18 protein-coding genes are annotated in these 17,322 nt (G+C 40.3%); 14 read left to right on the forward strand and 4 right to left on the reverse strand.

Annotated elements, in window-relative coordinates; translation table 11 throughout:
* The first annotated feature begins 35 nt into the window (after window positions 1–35).
* The 10 genes from dnaA to SPICA_RS00045 all read left to right on the forward strand — a co-directional run bounded on the left by dnaA (window position 36) and on the right by SPICA_RS00045 (window position 8,573).
* The gene (gene dnaA / locus SPICA_RS00005; RefSeq protein WP_013967486.1) at window positions 36–1,451 is read left to right on the forward strand and encodes a chromosomal replication initiator protein DnaA; all 1,416 of its coding nucleotides are present in this window, start codon (window positions 36–38) and stop codon (window positions 1,449–1,451) included.
* A 198-nt stretch (window positions 1,452–1,649) separates the two neighbouring features.
* A complete protein-coding gene (dnaN, locus tag SPICA_RS00010; protein ID WP_013967487.1) occupies window positions 1,650–2,753 on the forward strand; it encodes a DNA polymerase III subunit beta in 1,104 nt (367 codons plus the stop codon).
* 3 nt (window positions 2,754–2,756) lie between these two features.
* Window positions 2,757–3,824 (forward strand): DNA replication/repair protein RecF, encoded by a 1,068-nt coding sequence (recF, locus tag SPICA_RS00015; protein ID WP_013967488.1) that lies wholly within the window; start codon window positions 2,757–2,759, stop codon window positions 3,822–3,824.
* Window positions 3,821–4,297, forward strand: a complete 477-nt coding sequence (locus SPICA_RS00020; RefSeq protein ID WP_013967489.1) for a DciA family protein — start codon at window positions 3,821–3,823, stop codon at window positions 4,295–4,297. Before recF ends, SPICA_RS00020 begins: the two co-directional genes overlap by 4 nt.
* A 65-nt stretch (window positions 4,298–4,362) precedes the next feature.
* Window positions 4,363–4,518: a 50S ribosomal protein L34 gene (rpmH, locus tag SPICA_RS00025; RefSeq protein WP_013967490.1), complete on the forward strand. Its 156-nt coding sequence runs from the start codon at window positions 4,363–4,365 to the stop codon at window positions 4,516–4,518.
* A gap of 13 nt (window positions 4,519–4,531) precedes the next feature.
* Window positions 4,532–4,882 (forward strand): ribonuclease P protein component, encoded by a 351-nt coding sequence (gene rnpA, locus SPICA_RS00030; RefSeq protein ID WP_041396092.1) that lies wholly within the window; start codon window positions 4,532–4,534, stop codon window positions 4,880–4,882.
* 20 nt (window positions 4,883–4,902) lie between these two features.
* The gene (gene yidD, locus SPICA_RS15135; RefSeq protein WP_417935149.1) at window positions 4,903–5,100 is read left to right on the forward strand and encodes a membrane protein insertion efficiency factor YidD; all 198 of its coding nucleotides are present in this window, start codon (window positions 4,903–4,905) and stop codon (window positions 5,098–5,100) included.
* Between the two features lie 17 nt (window positions 5,101–5,117).
* On the forward strand, window positions 5,118–6,935 hold the full coding sequence (gene yidC / locus SPICA_RS00035) for a membrane protein insertase YidC (RefSeq protein WP_013967492.1): 1,818 nt from the start codon (window positions 5,118–5,120) through the stop codon (window positions 6,933–6,935).
* A 27-nt stretch (window positions 6,936–6,962) separates the two neighbouring features.
* Window positions 6,963–7,649, forward strand: a complete 687-nt coding sequence (jag, locus tag SPICA_RS00040) for an RNA-binding cell elongation regulator Jag/EloR (protein ID WP_013967493.1) — start codon at window positions 6,963–6,965, stop codon at window positions 7,647–7,649.
* Window positions 7,650–7,703: 54 nt separating this feature from the next.
* Complete coding sequence (locus SPICA_RS00045; protein ID WP_156789595.1) at window positions 7,704–8,573, forward strand: DUF6675 family protein; 870 nt, start codon at window positions 7,704–7,706, stop codon at window positions 8,571–8,573.
* A 110-nt stretch (window positions 8,574–8,683) separates the two neighbouring features.
* On the opposite strand, the gene SPICA_RS00050 is transcribed toward SPICA_RS00045, so the two are convergent.
* Window positions 8,684–9,544, reverse strand: a complete 861-nt coding sequence (locus SPICA_RS00050) for a flagellin N-terminal helical domain-containing protein (RefSeq protein ID WP_013967495.1) — start codon at window positions 9,542–9,544, stop codon at window positions 8,684–8,686.
* 240 nt (window positions 9,545–9,784) lie between these two features.
* Window positions 9,785–10,198, reverse strand: a complete 414-nt coding sequence (locus SPICA_RS15140; RefSeq protein ID WP_013967496.1) for a hypothetical protein — start codon at window positions 10,196–10,198, stop codon at window positions 9,785–9,787.
* Between the two features lie 65 nt (window positions 10,199–10,263).
* Here SPICA_RS15140 and rsmI point away from each other — a divergent pair, with 65 nt between their 5' ends.
* Genes rsmI through SPICA_RS00070 form a run of 4 tightly spaced genes read left to right on the forward strand, consistent with a single transcriptional unit; the run spans window position 10,264 to window position 13,237 of the window.
* Complete coding sequence (gene rsmI / locus SPICA_RS00055) at window positions 10,264–10,956, forward strand: 16S rRNA (cytidine(1402)-2'-O)-methyltransferase (protein WP_013967497.1); 693 nt, start codon at window positions 10,264–10,266, stop codon at window positions 10,954–10,956.
* Window positions 10,957–10,999: 43 nt separating this feature from the next.
* Window positions 11,000–11,284 carry a flagellar biosynthesis anti-sigma factor FlgM gene (locus SPICA_RS00060; protein WP_013967498.1) on the forward strand — a complete coding sequence of 95 codons (285 nt, stop codon included), beginning with the start codon at window positions 11,000–11,002 and terminating at the stop codon, window positions 11,282–11,284.
* Window positions 11,285–11,287: 3 nt separating this feature from the next.
* Entirely contained in the window at window positions 11,288–12,433 is a 1,146-nt protein-coding gene (locus tag SPICA_RS00065) for an iron-containing alcohol dehydrogenase (RefSeq protein ID WP_013967499.1), read from the forward strand.
* Window positions 12,434–12,439: 6 nt separating this feature from the next.
* Complete coding sequence (locus SPICA_RS00070) at window positions 12,440–13,237, forward strand: TrmH family RNA methyltransferase (RefSeq protein ID WP_013967500.1); 798 nt, start codon at window positions 12,440–12,442, stop codon at window positions 13,235–13,237.
* 39 nt (window positions 13,238–13,276) lie between these two features.
* On the opposite strand, the gene SPICA_RS00075 is transcribed toward SPICA_RS00070, so the two are convergent.
* Window positions 13,277–14,782: an HDOD domain-containing protein gene (locus SPICA_RS00075; protein WP_013967501.1), complete on the reverse strand. Its 1,506-nt coding sequence runs from the start codon at window positions 14,780–14,782 to the stop codon at window positions 13,277–13,279.
* A gap of 115 nt (window positions 14,783–14,897) precedes the next feature.
* Complete coding sequence (locus SPICA_RS00080) at window positions 14,898–17,294, reverse strand: ATP-binding protein (RefSeq protein ID WP_013967502.1); 2,397 nt, start codon at window positions 17,292–17,294, stop codon at window positions 14,898–14,900.
* Window positions 17,295–17,322 lie beyond the last annotated feature (28 nt).

Below are 17,322 nucleotides of genomic sequence, written 5' to 3' on the forward strand. Positions count from 1 at the left end.
TTGTGAAAAACTTGAAGATTATTTGAGGACGGGTTATGGCTATTTGGGATTATGAAATATTTTGGAAAGAAACTTTAAACCAGCTTCAGCAGGAATTGGAAGAAGTTGAATTTTCTTTATGGTTTAACATTCATTATCTTCGCTCAGAAGAAAATACAATTATTATTGGAGTACCCTCTTCCTTTTATCGAGACCAATTTAAAATTCGCTATCACAATCTTATCGAAGAAAAACTACATGAACTTTCAGGTCAGCCTATTACACTCCAGTACGAGGTAGTCTCAAAAAAGGTTATAGATCAGGAAACAACATTCTCCTCTCAAACTTCTCAAAGACCTTCCATATCAGCAAAGGATACAACAAGTAAATCTTTGAATCAGAATACCTTAAATACATCTATACAACAAAAAGATCCTCATCCCCTGCTCCGCCGGGACTATACCTTTTCTAACTATGTCATTGGCGATAATAACAGTTTCGCAGCCAATGCAGCCTTAGCAATTTCAAAAAATCCCGGCACAGCCTACAATCCTTTCCTTGTCTATGGCGGTGTCGGTCTTGGCAAAACACACCTCATGCAGGCCATCGGAAACTACATACATGAACATTCCAATGCAAAAATTATCTATATTACTGCAGAAACCTTTACCAATGAATTTGTTCAAGCACTACAGGCAAATAAAACTGCTGCCTTTAAAAATAAATACCGCTTTGTCGATGTACTTCTTGTAGACGATATTCATTTTCTCCAAAACAAAATTGAAACTCAGGAAGAGCTTTTTCATACCTTTAATGCCCTTTATGATGCTAATAAACAGATGGTGTTTACCTGTGATAGGCCGGTCTCAGAATTAAAACATCTGTCTGACAGGCTTAAATCTCGTTTTGAACGAGGCCTTACGGTTGATCTTCAGCCACCAGATTATGAAACACGGCTGGCAATTCTCAAGAAAAAAGCTGACGCACGAAATATCACAATACCTCATGAAGTACTTGAGCTGGTAAGTAAAAATATTAGCTCTAATGTTCGTGATCTCGAAGCAGCATTAACAAAGCTCATTGCATATACCGAGCTTGTTCAGAAACCAATAACAATAGAAGTGGCTCAACAACACCTCAAAGATGTGTTTGCTTCACCCAAACAGGCCAATATGTCTATAGAAGCCATTCAACGAGTCGTAGCAGAATATTTTTCTCTTTCTTACAATGATTTAAAAGGAAAAAAACGAACTCAGAATATTGTTCTTCCCCGACAAATTGCCATGTATATTGCTCGGGAAATTACCGAATATTCTACAACCGAACTAGGTCTTGAATTCGGCGGTCGGGATCATACAACGGTTATGCATGCATGCCAAAAGATTGAAGAACGAATCCGATCAGATCCAACCCTTGAACCAATTATACAAAACCTGATTCGTCAAATAAAAGATTATAGAACAAAGAACTGAAAACATGTTATTATTGTGTGGATGTATAGTGGATAATAAGAGTAGTTGTGGGAATGTGGAAAAGCATGAAAGACTTTTCCAGTGAATGTGGATATCCTATTTTATTGTTTTATAAAGACATAATATAGATATCCACTTAAGAAGTGTCTCTACTATTACTACTACTAATAATTATATATTAAGAAGGAGATAGGGAGTATGAAATTTATTTGTGATCGTACCATTCTCGCAAGAGAAATCGGAATAGCCCAGGAAATTATCTCCAGCAAAAATGCTATTTCAATCCTTTCGAATGTATATTTGGAAGCTCACAATAACACCCTGTTAGTAAAAGCTACGGATATAAAAGTCAATTTTGAAACTCGCCTTCCTGTTACTGTGGTAGAAGAAGGTTCTACAACGGTGTTTTGTGATAAATTTTTAGGTATTTTGAACTCTATTCCTGAGGGTGAAATTGAGTTTGAACAAACTGAAAATAAAATAATTATTAAGCCAAGTTTTAAAAAAATTAAGTTCCAATTAAAAAGCATAGCCGCAGATAAATTTCCCGAATTTCCTTCTCCTGGGGCAGTTCAAGCCTTCGATGTTTCTATTAAAGAATTCAAAGCAATGATAACTCAAACTGTTTTTGCTGTTTCTGATGATGAAACCCGTTATTTTATGAACGGGGTGTTCTTTGAAAAACAAGAAAATGATCTTGTGATGGTTGCTACCGATGGACGACGTCTCGCTTTTACTAAAAAACCCATCAGCAATCCGGTACCGGATTTTGCCGGAGTTATTATTCCGCCTAAAATTCTAAATTTGGTATTAAAACGTGCTGGTGATGAGGGAATGGTTACAATACAGGTAACGGAAAAAAATATTTTTATTACTTTTGGTTCATATCATCTTTCATCGGTTCTTATTGAAGGACAGTTTCCCAACTACCGCCGGGTTATTCCGGAAAGCCAGAGCCATTCCTTTACAATAAACCGCCAGGAGATGCTCGATGCATTAAAACGGGTTTCCATTCTGGTTGAGCAGAAGTCTCGCCGGGTATATTTGGTAGTAAATCCTGGTATGCTTTCGGTCGTTTCTGAGGAAAGTGAAATTGGTGCAGCCAAAGAAGATATTCCCTGCCAATATGCTGGGGATGAAGTTTCTATTGCTTTGAATTATCGGTACATTGAGGAACCCTTTAAAGTAATGAACGAAGAATCGGTAAGTATTTTCTTTACCGAACCTAATCGGGCTATTACCATTAAACCGGTTCCTGAGAAGGATTTTTTCCATATCGTGATGCCGATGCAGCTTGAATAGTACATGGCCTTTTCGAGCCTGAGAACGGTTTGTTTTCGTAATCTTACTGATACTAGGATTACGTTTCCCAGTAAGTCAATATTTTTTGTCGGGGAAAACGGACAGGGAAAGACAAATCTACTAGAAGCACTCTATGTTTGTGCCTATGGGGCTTCTTTCCGAGGTGTTCGTGATTCCCATTTGATCCGTGAAGGATGCCGTGAAGCTGCAGTATCAGCCTTGATTTCGGGTACAGTAGATCATCAGGTCTCAGTCAAATTACTTAGTGCTCGTAAGCTATTACAGATTGATGAAAAACCGATCCAAACTCGTAAGGACCTCCTTTCTATCAGTCCCACTATTATTTTTTGTCATGAAGATATGGAATTCGTTTCTGGAACTCCTGAACGACGACGTTGGTTTTTTGACCAAACCTTAAGCCTTTACGATTCTATCTATCTGGAAGACTTGCAGAGGTATCGTCATATTCTGAAAATGCGAAATGCAGTTTTGAAAGAAGGTCGATTTGAAACACTCGATATACTCGATATCCAGCTGGTACAACTTGGTACTTCACTCATTGAAAAACGAAACAAGGTTTCTCATCAATTTTCTGAAGTTTTCTCAAAACTTTATGAATCTATTACAGGTATTGACCAAGTTATCCTTCGATATAAACCATCCTGGTCAACGGGTGATCAAAGTGCAATTCTAGAACATCTTAAACACATCCGTGAGAAAGAACTCCTTTTAAAAATGAGCTTATCTGGACCTCATCGTGACCGGTACCAGTTCACCCGGTACGATAAGGAATTTGAAGTACAAGCCTCTACAGGCCAGCGACGACTCTTAGCTCTCCTGCTTCGTATAGCCCAGGCAAAACTCTTTACTGAAATATCTCATAGGCTCCCAGTTCTGCTCTTAGATGATGTGTTACTAGAACTGGATCCTGAAAAACGAAAAAACTTTTTCAAGGTACTTCCTGAACATGAACAGGCTTTTTTTACTTTTTTGCCGGAAGAACCCTATAATCGGTATCGACAAGATGATACTTTAGTGTATCATGTAACGGATGGAGCGTTGTGTCTATGAGAAAAGCAGGGGATATTCTTTCTGCATTTTTTGATGAACGTCTAAGTAAGAAAGGACAAACCTATTCTGCCCTTTTTAAATCTTGGCAACAAATTGCGGGAGACCAAATTTCAGCCCATAGCCGTATTGTGGAACTGGAACGTAACATTCTCTTTGTAGAAGCTGACCATCCCGGCTGGATTATGATTCTACAATCGAAAGAACAGGATCTCCTTAACCGGGTTCGTCGTTCCTTTCCTGACCTGATAATTAATGGTATAAGTTTTCGGTTGAGCAAAATGAGAGGATCTACCCAGAACAATGTCGATGAAAATACTATGTCTAAAGTCTCTGTAAATGATAATTCACTTAATAGTGAAGTTGTTTTACAGACTCAAGAATTGAGTAAACCCAACTATGAACGTATTCAGGATCCTCAATTCAGGGAAGCACTTATGCGTCTTGAACAAAGTATTAGGTCACGGCATACATAGGTTGACGAAAAATATATCTTTGTTCTATACTGCGTTGCCGTTATATTGATCAAGGAGATTCTCCCATGAAACGTACATATCAGCCCAGTAAAGTAAAGCGGAACCGGAAGTTTGGTTTTCGCGCACGGATGAAAACCCGTGGCGGCCGCCTGGTATTAAAGCGTCGTCGGGCTAAGGGTCGGGCTAAACTGACAGTTTCCGACGAAAAGAAACCCTATTAAAAAAGGTATTGAACTGTCTTTCCGGTTTCGATCTGCGGAACGACTTAAGGGAAGGGAAGAAATACGAAAAGCTTTTGCCGATGGGAGAAAATATTCCTGTAATGGTGCAAAGCTTTTTGTGCTTCAGAACGGCTTGCCGGTGAACAGAATAGCCTTTACCTTTGCGCGGAAATATGGAAATGCGGTTCAGCGAAATCGTTCCCGGCGATTAAGCCGGGAAGTGTATCGTTTACTTAAAGCGCGGCTTTGTTCCGGTTTTGATTTGGTTCTTCTGGTTTACCCTGGGAAGGATACCTTCAATGAACGGATGGAACAGCTGAGAACTCTTTTTCAAAAAGCCGACTTGTTTGTGGATAAAACGTGAAAGCAATTATACAAAACCTGATGCTTCTAATCATCAGGTTTTACCAGAAGGCTATCTCTCCGCACTTTCCTCCTTCTTGTCGGTATACTCCGACCTGTTCACATTATACCTATGAGGCAATTCAAAAATATGGACCCCTGAAAGGGTCTTGGATGGGAATAAAGAGAATACTCCGGTGTCATCCGTTCCACCCAGGCGGTTTTGATCCGGTACCCTAATATATCGAGGATTTTTAATGGACGAAGAAAAACGCATCCTATTGGCTGTAGTGCTTTCTGTTGTAGTTATCTCTGGAAGTTTCATGTTGCAGAGCTATTTTGCTCCGCCGCCCAAACCTCAAAATATAACAACCGAACAAGCTGTACCTGTTGATGTTCAGCAACAAATAAAAACTTCAGAGCAGACTTCAACTGTTCAGGGATCTGAAATATCATCGGATACCCTTGTTATTGCTCCTGAGGAAAGTGCGCTTCCTGTTGCCGAAGAAAAGATTACCATTGAGACTAATGTCGTACGGGCTGTACTTTCCAATAAAGGCGGAGATATTGTTTCTTATAAGCTTAAGGAACATAAGGATAAGGATGACTATGTTGAAATGGTGCTCCCTGCATCCGAGGAATCTCATGCCTTTACCCTAGCCTTTGGCGGAATTGATGCAAAACCCCGTACCGAATTGTTTGCTGTCAATCGTGTTTCTGATACGGTTGTTGAATTTTATCGGGATTACATTCTTCCTAAAAATGGTACCGAGGCCAGTTCTGGAGAAACAGCAGTTTTCCGCCTTGTTAAGCGTTACGATTTTAAACAAAACGATTACATGTTTGAACTCTCTATAACCTTAGATGGGGGGTACTCGGTACCAAGTCTTAATTTTAATGGCGTAGCCTATACCCTTGAATTTGGCCCTCAGATTGGCCCAAAGTTTGAGAAATTAGATCAGCGTTATGAATATCGACACTATTACACGTACACCAATGGTAAACAAAAAACTGAAAAGGTTGATAAAAAAGCGCCGACCCTCATCAACTCAAGGCTATCTTGGGCAGCTATTGCAGGAAAATATTTTACCTTTATCGCTGTTCCTGATGCTACCAATTATACCTATGCCTTCTCATCGGTACCTGTACCTGGTTTGCAGGATACTTCCCGATTTTATATAATCCGTCCTTCTTTGAACGGTTCAAGGACAACCGATGTTCTTCGGTTTTATCTTGGTCCTAAAACTCAGAAAGCCCTGTCTGCTTACGACGTAAGTGACAAGAATGCCTTTAAGCTCAGTAATATGAACATGACTGCTGTTGCCAATACAAGCGGTATTCTCGGACCGGTAGAAACGGTTCTTAAATGGTTCATGATTATTTTTTATAAAATAATTCCTAATTATGGTATTGCCATAATTCTGCTTACGATCTTGGTAAAACTGGCCATGTTCCCCCTCACAAAAAAAGGATCTGAATCAACAATCCGTATGCAGGAACTGGCCCCAAAAATCAAGGAAATTCAGGATAAATATAAAGATAATCCAACAAAAATGAATACGGAGATGGCAGAGCTTTATAAAAAAGAAGGCTATAATCCTATGGCCGGATGTTTGCCGATGCTCCTTCAAATTCCTATTTTCTTTGCAATGTACAACCTCTTTAATAATCATTTTGATTTACGGGGTGCCATGTTTATACCTGGATGGATACCTGATCTATCACTTCCTGAATCAGTGTTCAGTTTTGCACCCTATAAGATTCCACTCCTTAACTGGAGTGATATCCGTCTTTTGCCCTTTATTTATCTGGTTTCTCAATTGCTTTATGGAAAGGTTACCCAAACTCCGGATCAGCAGAATAATTCCCAGATGAAGATGATGCTCTATGTTATGCCTATCATGTTCTTCTTTATTCTGTATGATGTACCCTCCGGTCTTTTGGTGTACTGGATTATGTCAAACATGCTTACATTGGTTCAGCAGATGATTATTAACCGTTATCTGGCCAAACATAAGGCCACGAGGGCTGTTTCGGAACCAGTTATTGCGCCGAAGCGAAAAAAAAATAAATAGGCATTTTCTCTTACGAGGAGTATTCGTATGACATATGAATTTGAAGGCCGCACTGAAAAAGAAGCGATCGATAAAGCGGCAGAAGAATTGGGGTTAGAAAAGGATCAGTTTGATGTTGAAATCCTTGAAACCCAACGATCGACTCTGTTTAAAAAAGGCTTTGTCCGTATTAGGGTTCATACAGACGAGCCTGTTTCGATTACCCGGGAGTCGAGTGTTTCAAAACCCGTATTTGGAGATCCCGAGCCAAAGAATGATTTTGAGACAGAACTAGTTTCCTTTTTAACTACACTCATCGATAAAATGGGATATCCTGGTAAGGTGAGTGTATTATTCCGGGAAGAAAAAAAGATAGGGTTGAAGATTGATTCAGAACATTCTTCAATTCTGATTGGAAAAAAAGGAAAGAACTTAGATGCTCTCCAGCTTTTAGCAAATATTTTTGCCAGCAAACTTGGTTACGATGACACCAGAATTATCCTAGATGCGGAAAACTATCGAATACGTCGAGAAGAATCTCTCGTTCGGCTTGCGTATACTGTAGCGGACAAGGTTCGCGAAAGTCGAGGATCTATTCTTCTTGAACCAATGAATCCCTTTGAACGTCGGCTAATTCATACAACAATAAATGATATTGCAGATGTAGAGACTAAAAGTGAAGGTGAAGGTTTATATAAACAAGTCCGTGTTTACTATAAGGGTAGTCGGCGTTAATCAAGATTAAAATAGTAATATTGTATTTGTAACCAGGCCGGCTTTATCTTTGTTATGAAAAAGCTGGCTTTATTTTTATTTAATAAAAGATTAGATTTAAAAAATAATAGTCTAAGCGAAAAGGAGTTTTTAATGAAAAAACAATTATGTATTTCATTTTTTAGTTTTTATTTTCTTTTTTCATCTTATGCAACAAGTCTTTCTGAAATTGTTTCTAGAGAAAATCTATCACTATTATTAATTAATTCTAAAATTATTAATGTGACCACAGGAACTGTTCAACCAAAACTCGTTCCAGAACATAATTTTGTAAAGGTGTTCGTAACAGCGATTCAGGATCAGTTAAAGCCTGCTATTATAGTGGAAAATGTTTATCTGTACCGAAAAGCATCATCAAAAATAGGTAAATCTTGGACTGAAATAGAACAGCTTAAGTTATTCAATGAAATAAGAGCTCTGAGCACTTTAAAAGGTATTGAATATTATTCTGCAAGCCGGAAAAAAATGCGCACTTTTTACGAAGATTCTTTTGTGATCGATAAACCTGAAACTAAAAATCCTCTTCCAGATCCTACGGATCTAGTACTTCCTAAGGAAACAAGCTTGTTTGCATGGCAAAAAGATTTAACCTTTGGTGGTAATATATATCGATATGATTATAAAACTTCTGATAACAGTATCCTTTTTATTCAAACTAATCTAACAACATTATCCTATGGTATCTTTCCCTTAGTTGCAAAGGAAAATCTGAAGTCTCTTGTGTGTATAATTGATATTGATGAAGGATTGCTCTTATATGCAGTTACCTTTGCCCGTTCAAGTACAGTTCCTGGAGTGGAAGGAAAAATAAAAGATTCCTTTTCTAATAGAACAGAGGCTATTTATAAATGGTTTGCTACAAAGGCAGATAAAATATTTATGTAATTTCGAAAAAAGCTTACTGTTTGCAAAATGCACTTCTAATTGCTAATAAAAAAAGGAGTTTTTCAGGGCAAAACCCAGAAAAACTCCTACCTTCCTTACAGGTTAAAAACCTACTGGAGAAGCTGTAATACGCCCTGAGATTTCTGATTAGCCTGGGCGAGCATAGCCGTACCAGCCTGACTCAAGATCTGGTCTTTGGTGTGTTTGACTATTTCGTTGGCCATATTGGTGTCGCGGATGCGTGATTCTGCAGCCTGCAGATTTTCTGCACCAATATCGATACCACGAATTGCATGTTCCAGACGGTTTTGATAAGCACCTAGATCAGCCCGTTGTTTGTTGACCTTTTTAAGTGCTTCATCAAGGGTTCCAATGGCACGGTTTGCAGTATCAGGATCTGCTAGAGATAGAATAGTATTGTCACCTGCATTACGGACTCCAAGTCCCTTAGATGTCATGGTGCCAATATATACGCGTTCCCGTTGATCCATATTGGCTCCAATATGGAACCACATAGAAGCGGTAACCACGTTTTCACCGGTTGCCCGGGCAAACCGGCCGGTCAGCATATTCATACCGTTGAACTGAGCATGAGAGGCAATTCTGTCGATTTCATCTACCAACTGGGATACTTCGACTTGAATCTGCATCCGGTCTTCTGCGGTATAAATACCGTTCGAAGCCTGAACTGCTAGTTCACGGAGTCGCTGAATGATGTCTTGGGATTCTTGCAGATATCCTTCAGCGGTTTGAATAAAGGAAATACCATTTGAAGCGTTGGTGGACGCTTGGTTCAAACCGCGAATCTGGCTCCGCATCTTTTCAGATACGGCTAATCCGGAGGCATCATCACCGGCGCGATTGATTCGCATACCGCTAGAAAGTTTCTCCATACTCTTATCAAGACTGGTTTGAGTAACACGGAGAGACCGATCGGCATACATTGCGCTCAGGTTGTGGTTAATAATCATAGACTTCACTCCTTTGGCGTTTTCGACGCAAACCGCTTGAGGCGGGTGTGGCGCCGCGGCATCCTTGCCGTTGTACTACGAAGCTGAAACGTGCCTAGAACCCTCGACCCGCCTGAAAAGGAAGGGTTGAGGATTTTGAAACAGGAATATGCAGATACAGGGGCCCAACGGGCATGTATCACCTATCCTCTCTCAACTTGAATATCGGAATATTAAAGGAGATGTTTAATAAAAAACTTTTTATTTTGAAATACCCGCAGGTCTGCAACGAGAGCAACCTAAAACGTGGACATGGGATCTTCCTGGTTTATCAAAAAGACGTGCTACAAGAACCTCATGTATAGATAGATTTGCACCGCAGACAGGACAGATTCGCTTTCGTTCTCCTGAAAGGCAATAGATACAACCATTGATATGCATGAGTCGGTCAGAACCATTCATCGATGGAAAGGCAGATGATTTTACTCGTTGGCCAGTGGTGAGTTTTGCAGAACAAACCGGACAGGTTCGAGGATCTCCTGGACGGCCTTTTTGGGGTGGTGCATTATGATGGGGGTGCGTATTTCTGGAAAAGCCTATAAATAATGAATATCCAAAATAAAGTAGTAAGGTTGCAATTATGACAATAAAAAGTAACTGAACTATATCGGTCATACTGTTATTATAAGGTTATTCTATATCATCTTGGCGATACTCTGGAATAGGGGTATACTAAAAGGGTGTCAACGTTATTTGTAATTGCAACGCCGATTGGGAATTTAGGTGATATTACCTACCGAGCTGTAGAAATACTGAAAACGGTTGATGTAGTTGCCTGTGAGGATACCCGGCAAACCCTGAAGCTCTTAAATCATCTAGGTATTTCCGTTCGTCTTATATCATGCAGGTCCCAAAATGAAACTATCGCTGCAGATAGGGTGATTAAGCTACTCGATGAAGGTTTAAAGGTAGCTTATGTCAGTGATGCGGGAACACCAGGCATAAGTGATCCTGGTGCAATTCTTGTGCAGGCTGTTATTCAGGCAGGTCATGAGGCAATACCGATACCAGGACCATCAGCATTTGCATCTCTCGTAAGTGTATCGGCTGGTTTTGATAAAACTGTTGTTTTTGAGGGATTCCTTTCTCCTAAACCAGGTCGCAGACGTTCTAGACTAAAGGAATTACTCGATATGGAAGAAGCCTTTGTGATATATGAATCTCCCTTCAGAATACTCAAGTTATTGCAGGATCTTGCCGATTTAGATAAGGAACGATATCTTTGTATTGGTCGTGAAATGACAAAGATTCATGAAGAATATCTTCGTGGTTCTGCAGAAGATTTATTAGGAATATTACAATCCAGAGATATCCAAAAAGGCGAATTTTCAGTGTATGTATCTGGAAAGAAAAGGAATAAACTATTAGAATAAAAGTGCCGATATATATGTATAGACGGCAAGGCAGGAAGTGAGTATGACTGTAGACAGAATTGGTTCCATAGATCCTATTCAAAACAGCAAGAAAACAGGAAGGTCAGAGGCTCTTCATAAGAAGACTGATATTGATTCTGTATCCCTGTCCCATGAAGCTGTAGAAAAGGGCGATTTGTATCAGGCAATCGAACTTGTATCATCCGCCTCTGATGTTCGTACTGATAAAATTGCAGAATTGAAACGAAAAATTAATGATCCTGCCTATATAAATGATACGGTGATAAACAAAACAGCTGAAAAGATTATGGATCTTTTTGGTTTATAACCTATGCCAGACATTTCTATTAAGCTCGATCCCAGAATCATTATTGGTCCTGATACGGTAAATCGATTAGGAAGTGTCTGTGCAGAGTATGCTAGCAGGGTTGTACTTGTTACTGAACAGGTATTATACGAAAATAAAATTATTGACCGGGTTGTACAGGTTCTCGAAGATTCTCAGGTAGAAACCATTGTGTTTGATGAAATTCCTCCTCAGGCAACAGCTGAAATTGCAGAAATGGTAGCTGAGCTTGCCCGTGGAGGCCGTTGTGGTGCAATTATTGGGCTTGGGGGTATAAAAACCCAAGCAATAGGTCGTCTTGCTTCTATGCTCAAGGAGGCGGGAGCCTATCTTTTCGATCTCCTTGAAGGTTCTGTGCCTGTCTGGAAATGTCTCCCCTACATCGCTGTTCCTACCAGCGGGAGAGATCCTTTTCTTTTTTCAGACAGATTTATTGCCGTAGATCCGCGGGATAGATCTGTTAAGGTGGTACATACTCCAGCTGGTCTTTGCGTGGCTGCAATTATCGATAGTGGTGTTTCAGAGCTTCTTTCAGATAAATTTGCAGCTACCGTAGCCTTTGATGGCCTTTGTGTGGCGATCGAGTCCTATTGTTCTACGAAAGCTAATTTTCTGTCAGATGCTATCTTGGAGCAGGCTATTGCATCTTATGGTCATATTTTGGATTCATTTGCTGAAAACAGAACCTTTGACCTCATTGGAAGTTCTTCTCATGCGGGGTTCTTAACAGCTTTGGGTTCTGCTGTAAGTGCTCCTGGTATAGGTACCGCCCTCGCCTATGCATTAAATGGCCGCTTTCCTGTGGCAAAATCCTGGTGTTCTACTGTATTGTTACCCCATATTATGGAACGACTAGTTCCATCACGACCAGAAAAATTGGCTCGGGTAGCGGAATTGCTTAGAGAACCTGTGGAGGGAGTTCCTCGGGCAGAAGCTGCAAATCTTGCAATAGATGGGGTTCGAAGGCGTATGGGTGTTTTATCAGTTCCTGGACGGTTAAAGGATTTTAATTTAATTCTTGATAGACTTGTTCCAGTAGCAGAAACCGCCCGTAATCTTGATTTCATTGCCTATTCACCTCGTCCTATAACTAATGATGAAGCCTATGATATATTAAAACAGGCTTTTTAGGACTACATGATTTCTCTCGAAAAACTCAATAAATTACCACGACATCAGCGTTTACGTAAAATTGAAAAAATCCTCACCCAATATGAATATCAACTTGTAGGAAAGCCTTTAAGCTCTGAGTTCTTATCAAAAGCGTATATTGTTGGTGTGACTCAAGTTATAAGCGAAGATAATGAATTTGATGAATTGATGAGGGCATATCTTTTACAACAAACTCATGAATTGCAACAGACAGAGGATGAACGAGGACCGATTAACAGACTACGACATTTTTTATTATCTCAGTTTGGTAAAACGGTTGCAGATTGGGATTTTATAGATGAAGAAGGTAATCTTTGTAGGACATCAAAACAATATCTGCCAGGTGTACAGGTGTTTCTTGAAGATATACGCTCTCCCTTTAATGTGGGTGCTATTTTTAGAACCGCTGAATGTTTTGGTGTAGAAAAAGTGTATCTTTCTCCTTTTTGTGCGGACCCGCTACATCCAAGGGCTGAACGAAGTGCCATGGGCTGTGTCAGTATTGTACCTTGGGAACGAATATCGTTAGACAGTTTGGAATTTCCGGTATTTGCCCTTGAAACTGGTGGGACACCTTTAGATAGATTTGTTTTTCCTGAAAAGGCTATAATGATTGTTGGATCTGAAGAACTGGGAATTTCTTCGGAAGCATTAAGTAGAGCCGATGCATCTCTTGGCAGGGTGAGTATACCTACAATTGGTGCAAAGGGGTCACTCAATGTAGCGGTGGCCTTTGGTATAGCAATGCAAAATTGGATGCACTTTCTATGCTTGAAAAACTAGGCCTGTTTTTGGTTAAATTATGTTGATGCGATAGAAGGGTTAGCTTCGAACTCTTTGATTTTCCCGTTTAAAACCAGCAGCAAATTTATCAAGAAGGGCTTCGAGTTGGTTTTCGTTTGTAATACCAAAGGATGTTAGGGGTTTTTTATCGATTTGATCAAAGGTTATGGTTCCCCCTTCATATTCACAAAGCATATTTGCCAGATAAACCGTTTCTACGAGGTCTTTAAACTCGGTTGGAGCAACGTTTGGATCATGGTGTAACCGAATAGCACTGACGAGGTTATCCGGAAAGTTCCACTTTTCTGCGATAAGAGCACCGATTTCGGCATGATTTAATCCAGCTGATAAATCTTCAAAAGTGGAAGCAGGAATTCCTTTCTCAGAACAAAAGGCTTTAATTTTGTTTAATAAATCTGGGTGAACGTTGGCAAAAATGATTTTACCCATATCATGTAGGATTCCTCCCACATAGACATCATCAAGCAAATTACGGTCTTTTCTAAAGTTTTTAGCGAGGTTATAGGCGTAAAAGGCTGTTTTATATGAATGGTCCCATAAAATACGTTTATCGGTAGTATCGTCTCCTAATATTTTTTGTGTTCCATAGGAATAGAGAAGGTTTTTAATACCCCGTATGCCAACCATTTTCACAGCTTCTGAAATACTATCAACCTTTTTAGATAGCATAAATTGGGCTGAATTGACAATTTTTAAAAGATCCGCAGTCATCGCAGGATCCATGGAAATCTGTCGTGCGATATCAGCCATTTCAGATTTAGGATCATTGATGAGTTTTTGAATCATTACAATATTATCGGGAAATTGAGGAAGAGAAGTTACCTGGTCGACAATTGCTTGAGATAGTATCGATAGATTTTCCACTCTAGTTTGATCCAGGGGTATAGAGATTCGGGCGATCGTTTCGGTATCACTGGCGACAATATCAAAGCAGTCTTCATCAAGGCCAATCTTTTTCAGCATAAGCACCAGGATGACGAGGCCAAGACCAGCTCCTTCTGAATCATCTAATACTTGGGTAAGGGCTTCTTCGAGAGAGTTGTATTGGCGCGAACGGGCAAGTTTGTCGTGAATACGGATAAGTTCTGTTTTAGTTATGGCTACATTGTTTCGAACTTCCAAATTGATAATTTGGCTTTTTACATGGAGTATAACCTTAATATATAAGCCCTTTTCTTTCTGAAGTTGCAGGTAATGACCAATATTTTCCATGGTTTCCTGTTTAAAATTTGTCATACCAAGTTTATAATCTTCAGGGTTATTAAGGTCCAAACCCCGTTCCATAAAATATACCCGTTTCGTATTGGCTTTTTTTGCATTCACTGCCAATTCCCGTAAGCAATAGGAGAGGTAGTCTTTTAATTGTGCTTGTCCAAGTTCTTTTAAAAATGTTTCAAGGACCTCTTCAATATATACTTCAATTTCATGGGGGAGGGTGTAGCTGGTAATGGTGAGAGGAATCCCAGAATTGATGGCCTTTTTAATTCTCGATACGTCAACAACTAATTCCTGTGCTGTAGCCATACTTTATTCCTTATAAAAAAGAAGAAAAGATATTTTAAATTATAGCATTTTACTAAATCCTTCTGCAAGTTTTTTTATAAAGACCTGTACAAATTTAAAGAGATTATGATCTTCATTATGTTTCATATCGTTTTATAATTGTCGCCATCCGTTTGAGTTCTCGGGAAACGATTCCATTGATAGAATCGGGCGGGAAATTACCATCCTCATCTGCTTTTCCAGCAGGTTTTTCCATAAACACTTCTAAGGCTTCATCAATCGTATTGACCGCGTAGAGGTGGAATAGGCCAGCCTTAATATCATTCTGAACCGAAGTATTTAAGATAAGATTGTTAATGTTTCTTCGTGGTATAACAACTCCTTGGGTTCCGGTAAGTCCTCGTTTCGAACAAATAGTGTGAAACCCTTCGATTTTTTCAGAAATGCCACCGACAGGCTGCATATCGCCAAGTTGGTTCACACTGCCGGTTATAGCTAAGTCCTGCCGCAGGGGGATGTCGGAAATGGCAGAAATTATGGCACAAAGCTGTGCGGCTGTAGCAGAATCTCCATCGATGGGGGTATACATCTGTTCAAAGCAAAGGCTGGCGGTTATGGAGAGTGGAAAGGTTCGTGCGTATCGGGAACGGAGATAGCCTGAGAGGATGAGTACGGCCTTGTCAAAAATTTCACCGGAAAGTCCCGATTCTCCTTCAATATTAATGACCCCACCATCGCCTGGGGCTACCTGGGCAGAGACGACGACGGGAATTCCATAGGCATAGTAACCGCGGTCATGGACTGCAAGCCCATTAATTTTGCCAACAGCAGTACCAGTAAATTGTATAATAATTTCATCCGACAAAATCATTGATTGGATGGTCTCTTCCGGAAGACGATGTAAATAGGCCCGCAATTCGAGGGTTTTTTGGATTACTTCTGCAGAAATTGCTGAAAATTGATGTTCCCGCGCATACCAGGTTGCTTCCCTGAGCAGATCGACCACGAGAGAAAACCGGGTACTGAGTTTTTGGCGATGTTCTGCATCCCGAACACTCCACTCAAGTACAGCCGATACTCCTGATGGATCCAGGGGTAATAGTTGTTCTTCCTGAACAATTTTATGCAGGAATGCGGCGTAGCGTTGCATGGAATGCTCATTTCTATTCATAGTGGAATCGAATTCCGCACAGACTTTAAACAGTTTCTGAAAATCGGGATCGGTTTGATACATGATATCGTAGGTAGATTCTTCGCCGATTAATACAACTTTTACATATAGTTCAATCGGTTCAGGTTTAATGATGAGGGGGCTTGCGATTGGATTGGGGGGACACTGAATTTCGACGATACCGGTTTGTAAAACCCGTTTCAGGTAAGGCCAGGCTTCCTCGTCTTGAATGATGTCCTCGGCTCGCAGAACTAGTATACCGCCAGCGGCTTTGATAAGACTTCCAGCCCTAATCCGTAGGTAAGCCGAGCGGAGTTCTTCGGTAACCGAGCCTGGAGGTTCAATGGTACCGACCAGATTGATGAGAGTAGGGCGGTTTTCAAAAATGACCGGCGCGGTGGTTAATCCTGCTCGATCAACGAGGATATTGACACCGTAACGGATCAGCGCAGAGGGATGGTTATGACTACGCTGTGCTTCTTTTTCGAGTCGTTCTGGATAAAAGAGGGGAATATGCCCCATAATGTCATCTTCCATCGATTTGAGCCAGGATGTAATTGATTCATAGGGAAAATCCTGTGCTAAAGCCTCAATAAGCTGATGAATTTCCGGATGTAACATTGCCTTTGAAAGTTCGTGAACCTTTCTGTCCAGATCCATCCGTTCCCGTTTGAGCGTATCAAAAAGGCTCTTCATTTTATCGATCAGGGCATAATAGGTTTCGCGGAGTGTATTCCATTCCTCAGGAGATAGGGTTCCGCTTGCAACCTGGGATTGCAGGTCTTCAAAGGAGACTGGTATTCCGTTACGGATAGGTACGAGATCAGTACTTTGGGATTCTCCTTCATTAATTTGAACGATTTGAAAACCCTGTTGTGCCGCTTCTGCTTCAAAGGAACTTAAGATCTTATTTTCCTGCTGTTCTAAAGTAGCCACAAGATTGCTTTTTTTTAATTTAAAGGCTTCACTTTCCCGGTGTAAGCGAACAAGGTGTTTAACTTCTTCAATTAGATCATGAAGGCGTTGTTTAAACAGACGGCCAGTGTCTGCGGGAACTTGAATAATATGGGGTTCAGTGGGATTAGTATAATTGGGAACATAGAGAAAATCTTGCAGAGTAGCACTGGATGCACTATAGTTTTGAAGTGCCTTTAAGAGGGCTGTTCTTCTGCCGGTTCCAGGAGCTCCCTGAATATAGATATTATAGCCCTTTGCCTGTATTCCTAAACCTAAAGACAGGGCTTTCATGGCACGGCTCTGGCCGATAATGGTTGCATCGGACTCAGTGGTTTCTGTTAATAAAGGGGCTGGGATGCTGAAAAATACTTGTTCTGAAGATAATCTATAATCCTTGATGTTCACAATTCTTGCTCCTTATAGTAAACTATGA

The organism is Gracilinema caldarium DSM 7334 (assembly GCF_000219725.1).
Taxonomy (GTDB): domain Bacteria; phylum Spirochaetota; class Spirochaetia; order Treponematales; family Breznakiellaceae; genus Gracilinema; species Gracilinema caldarium.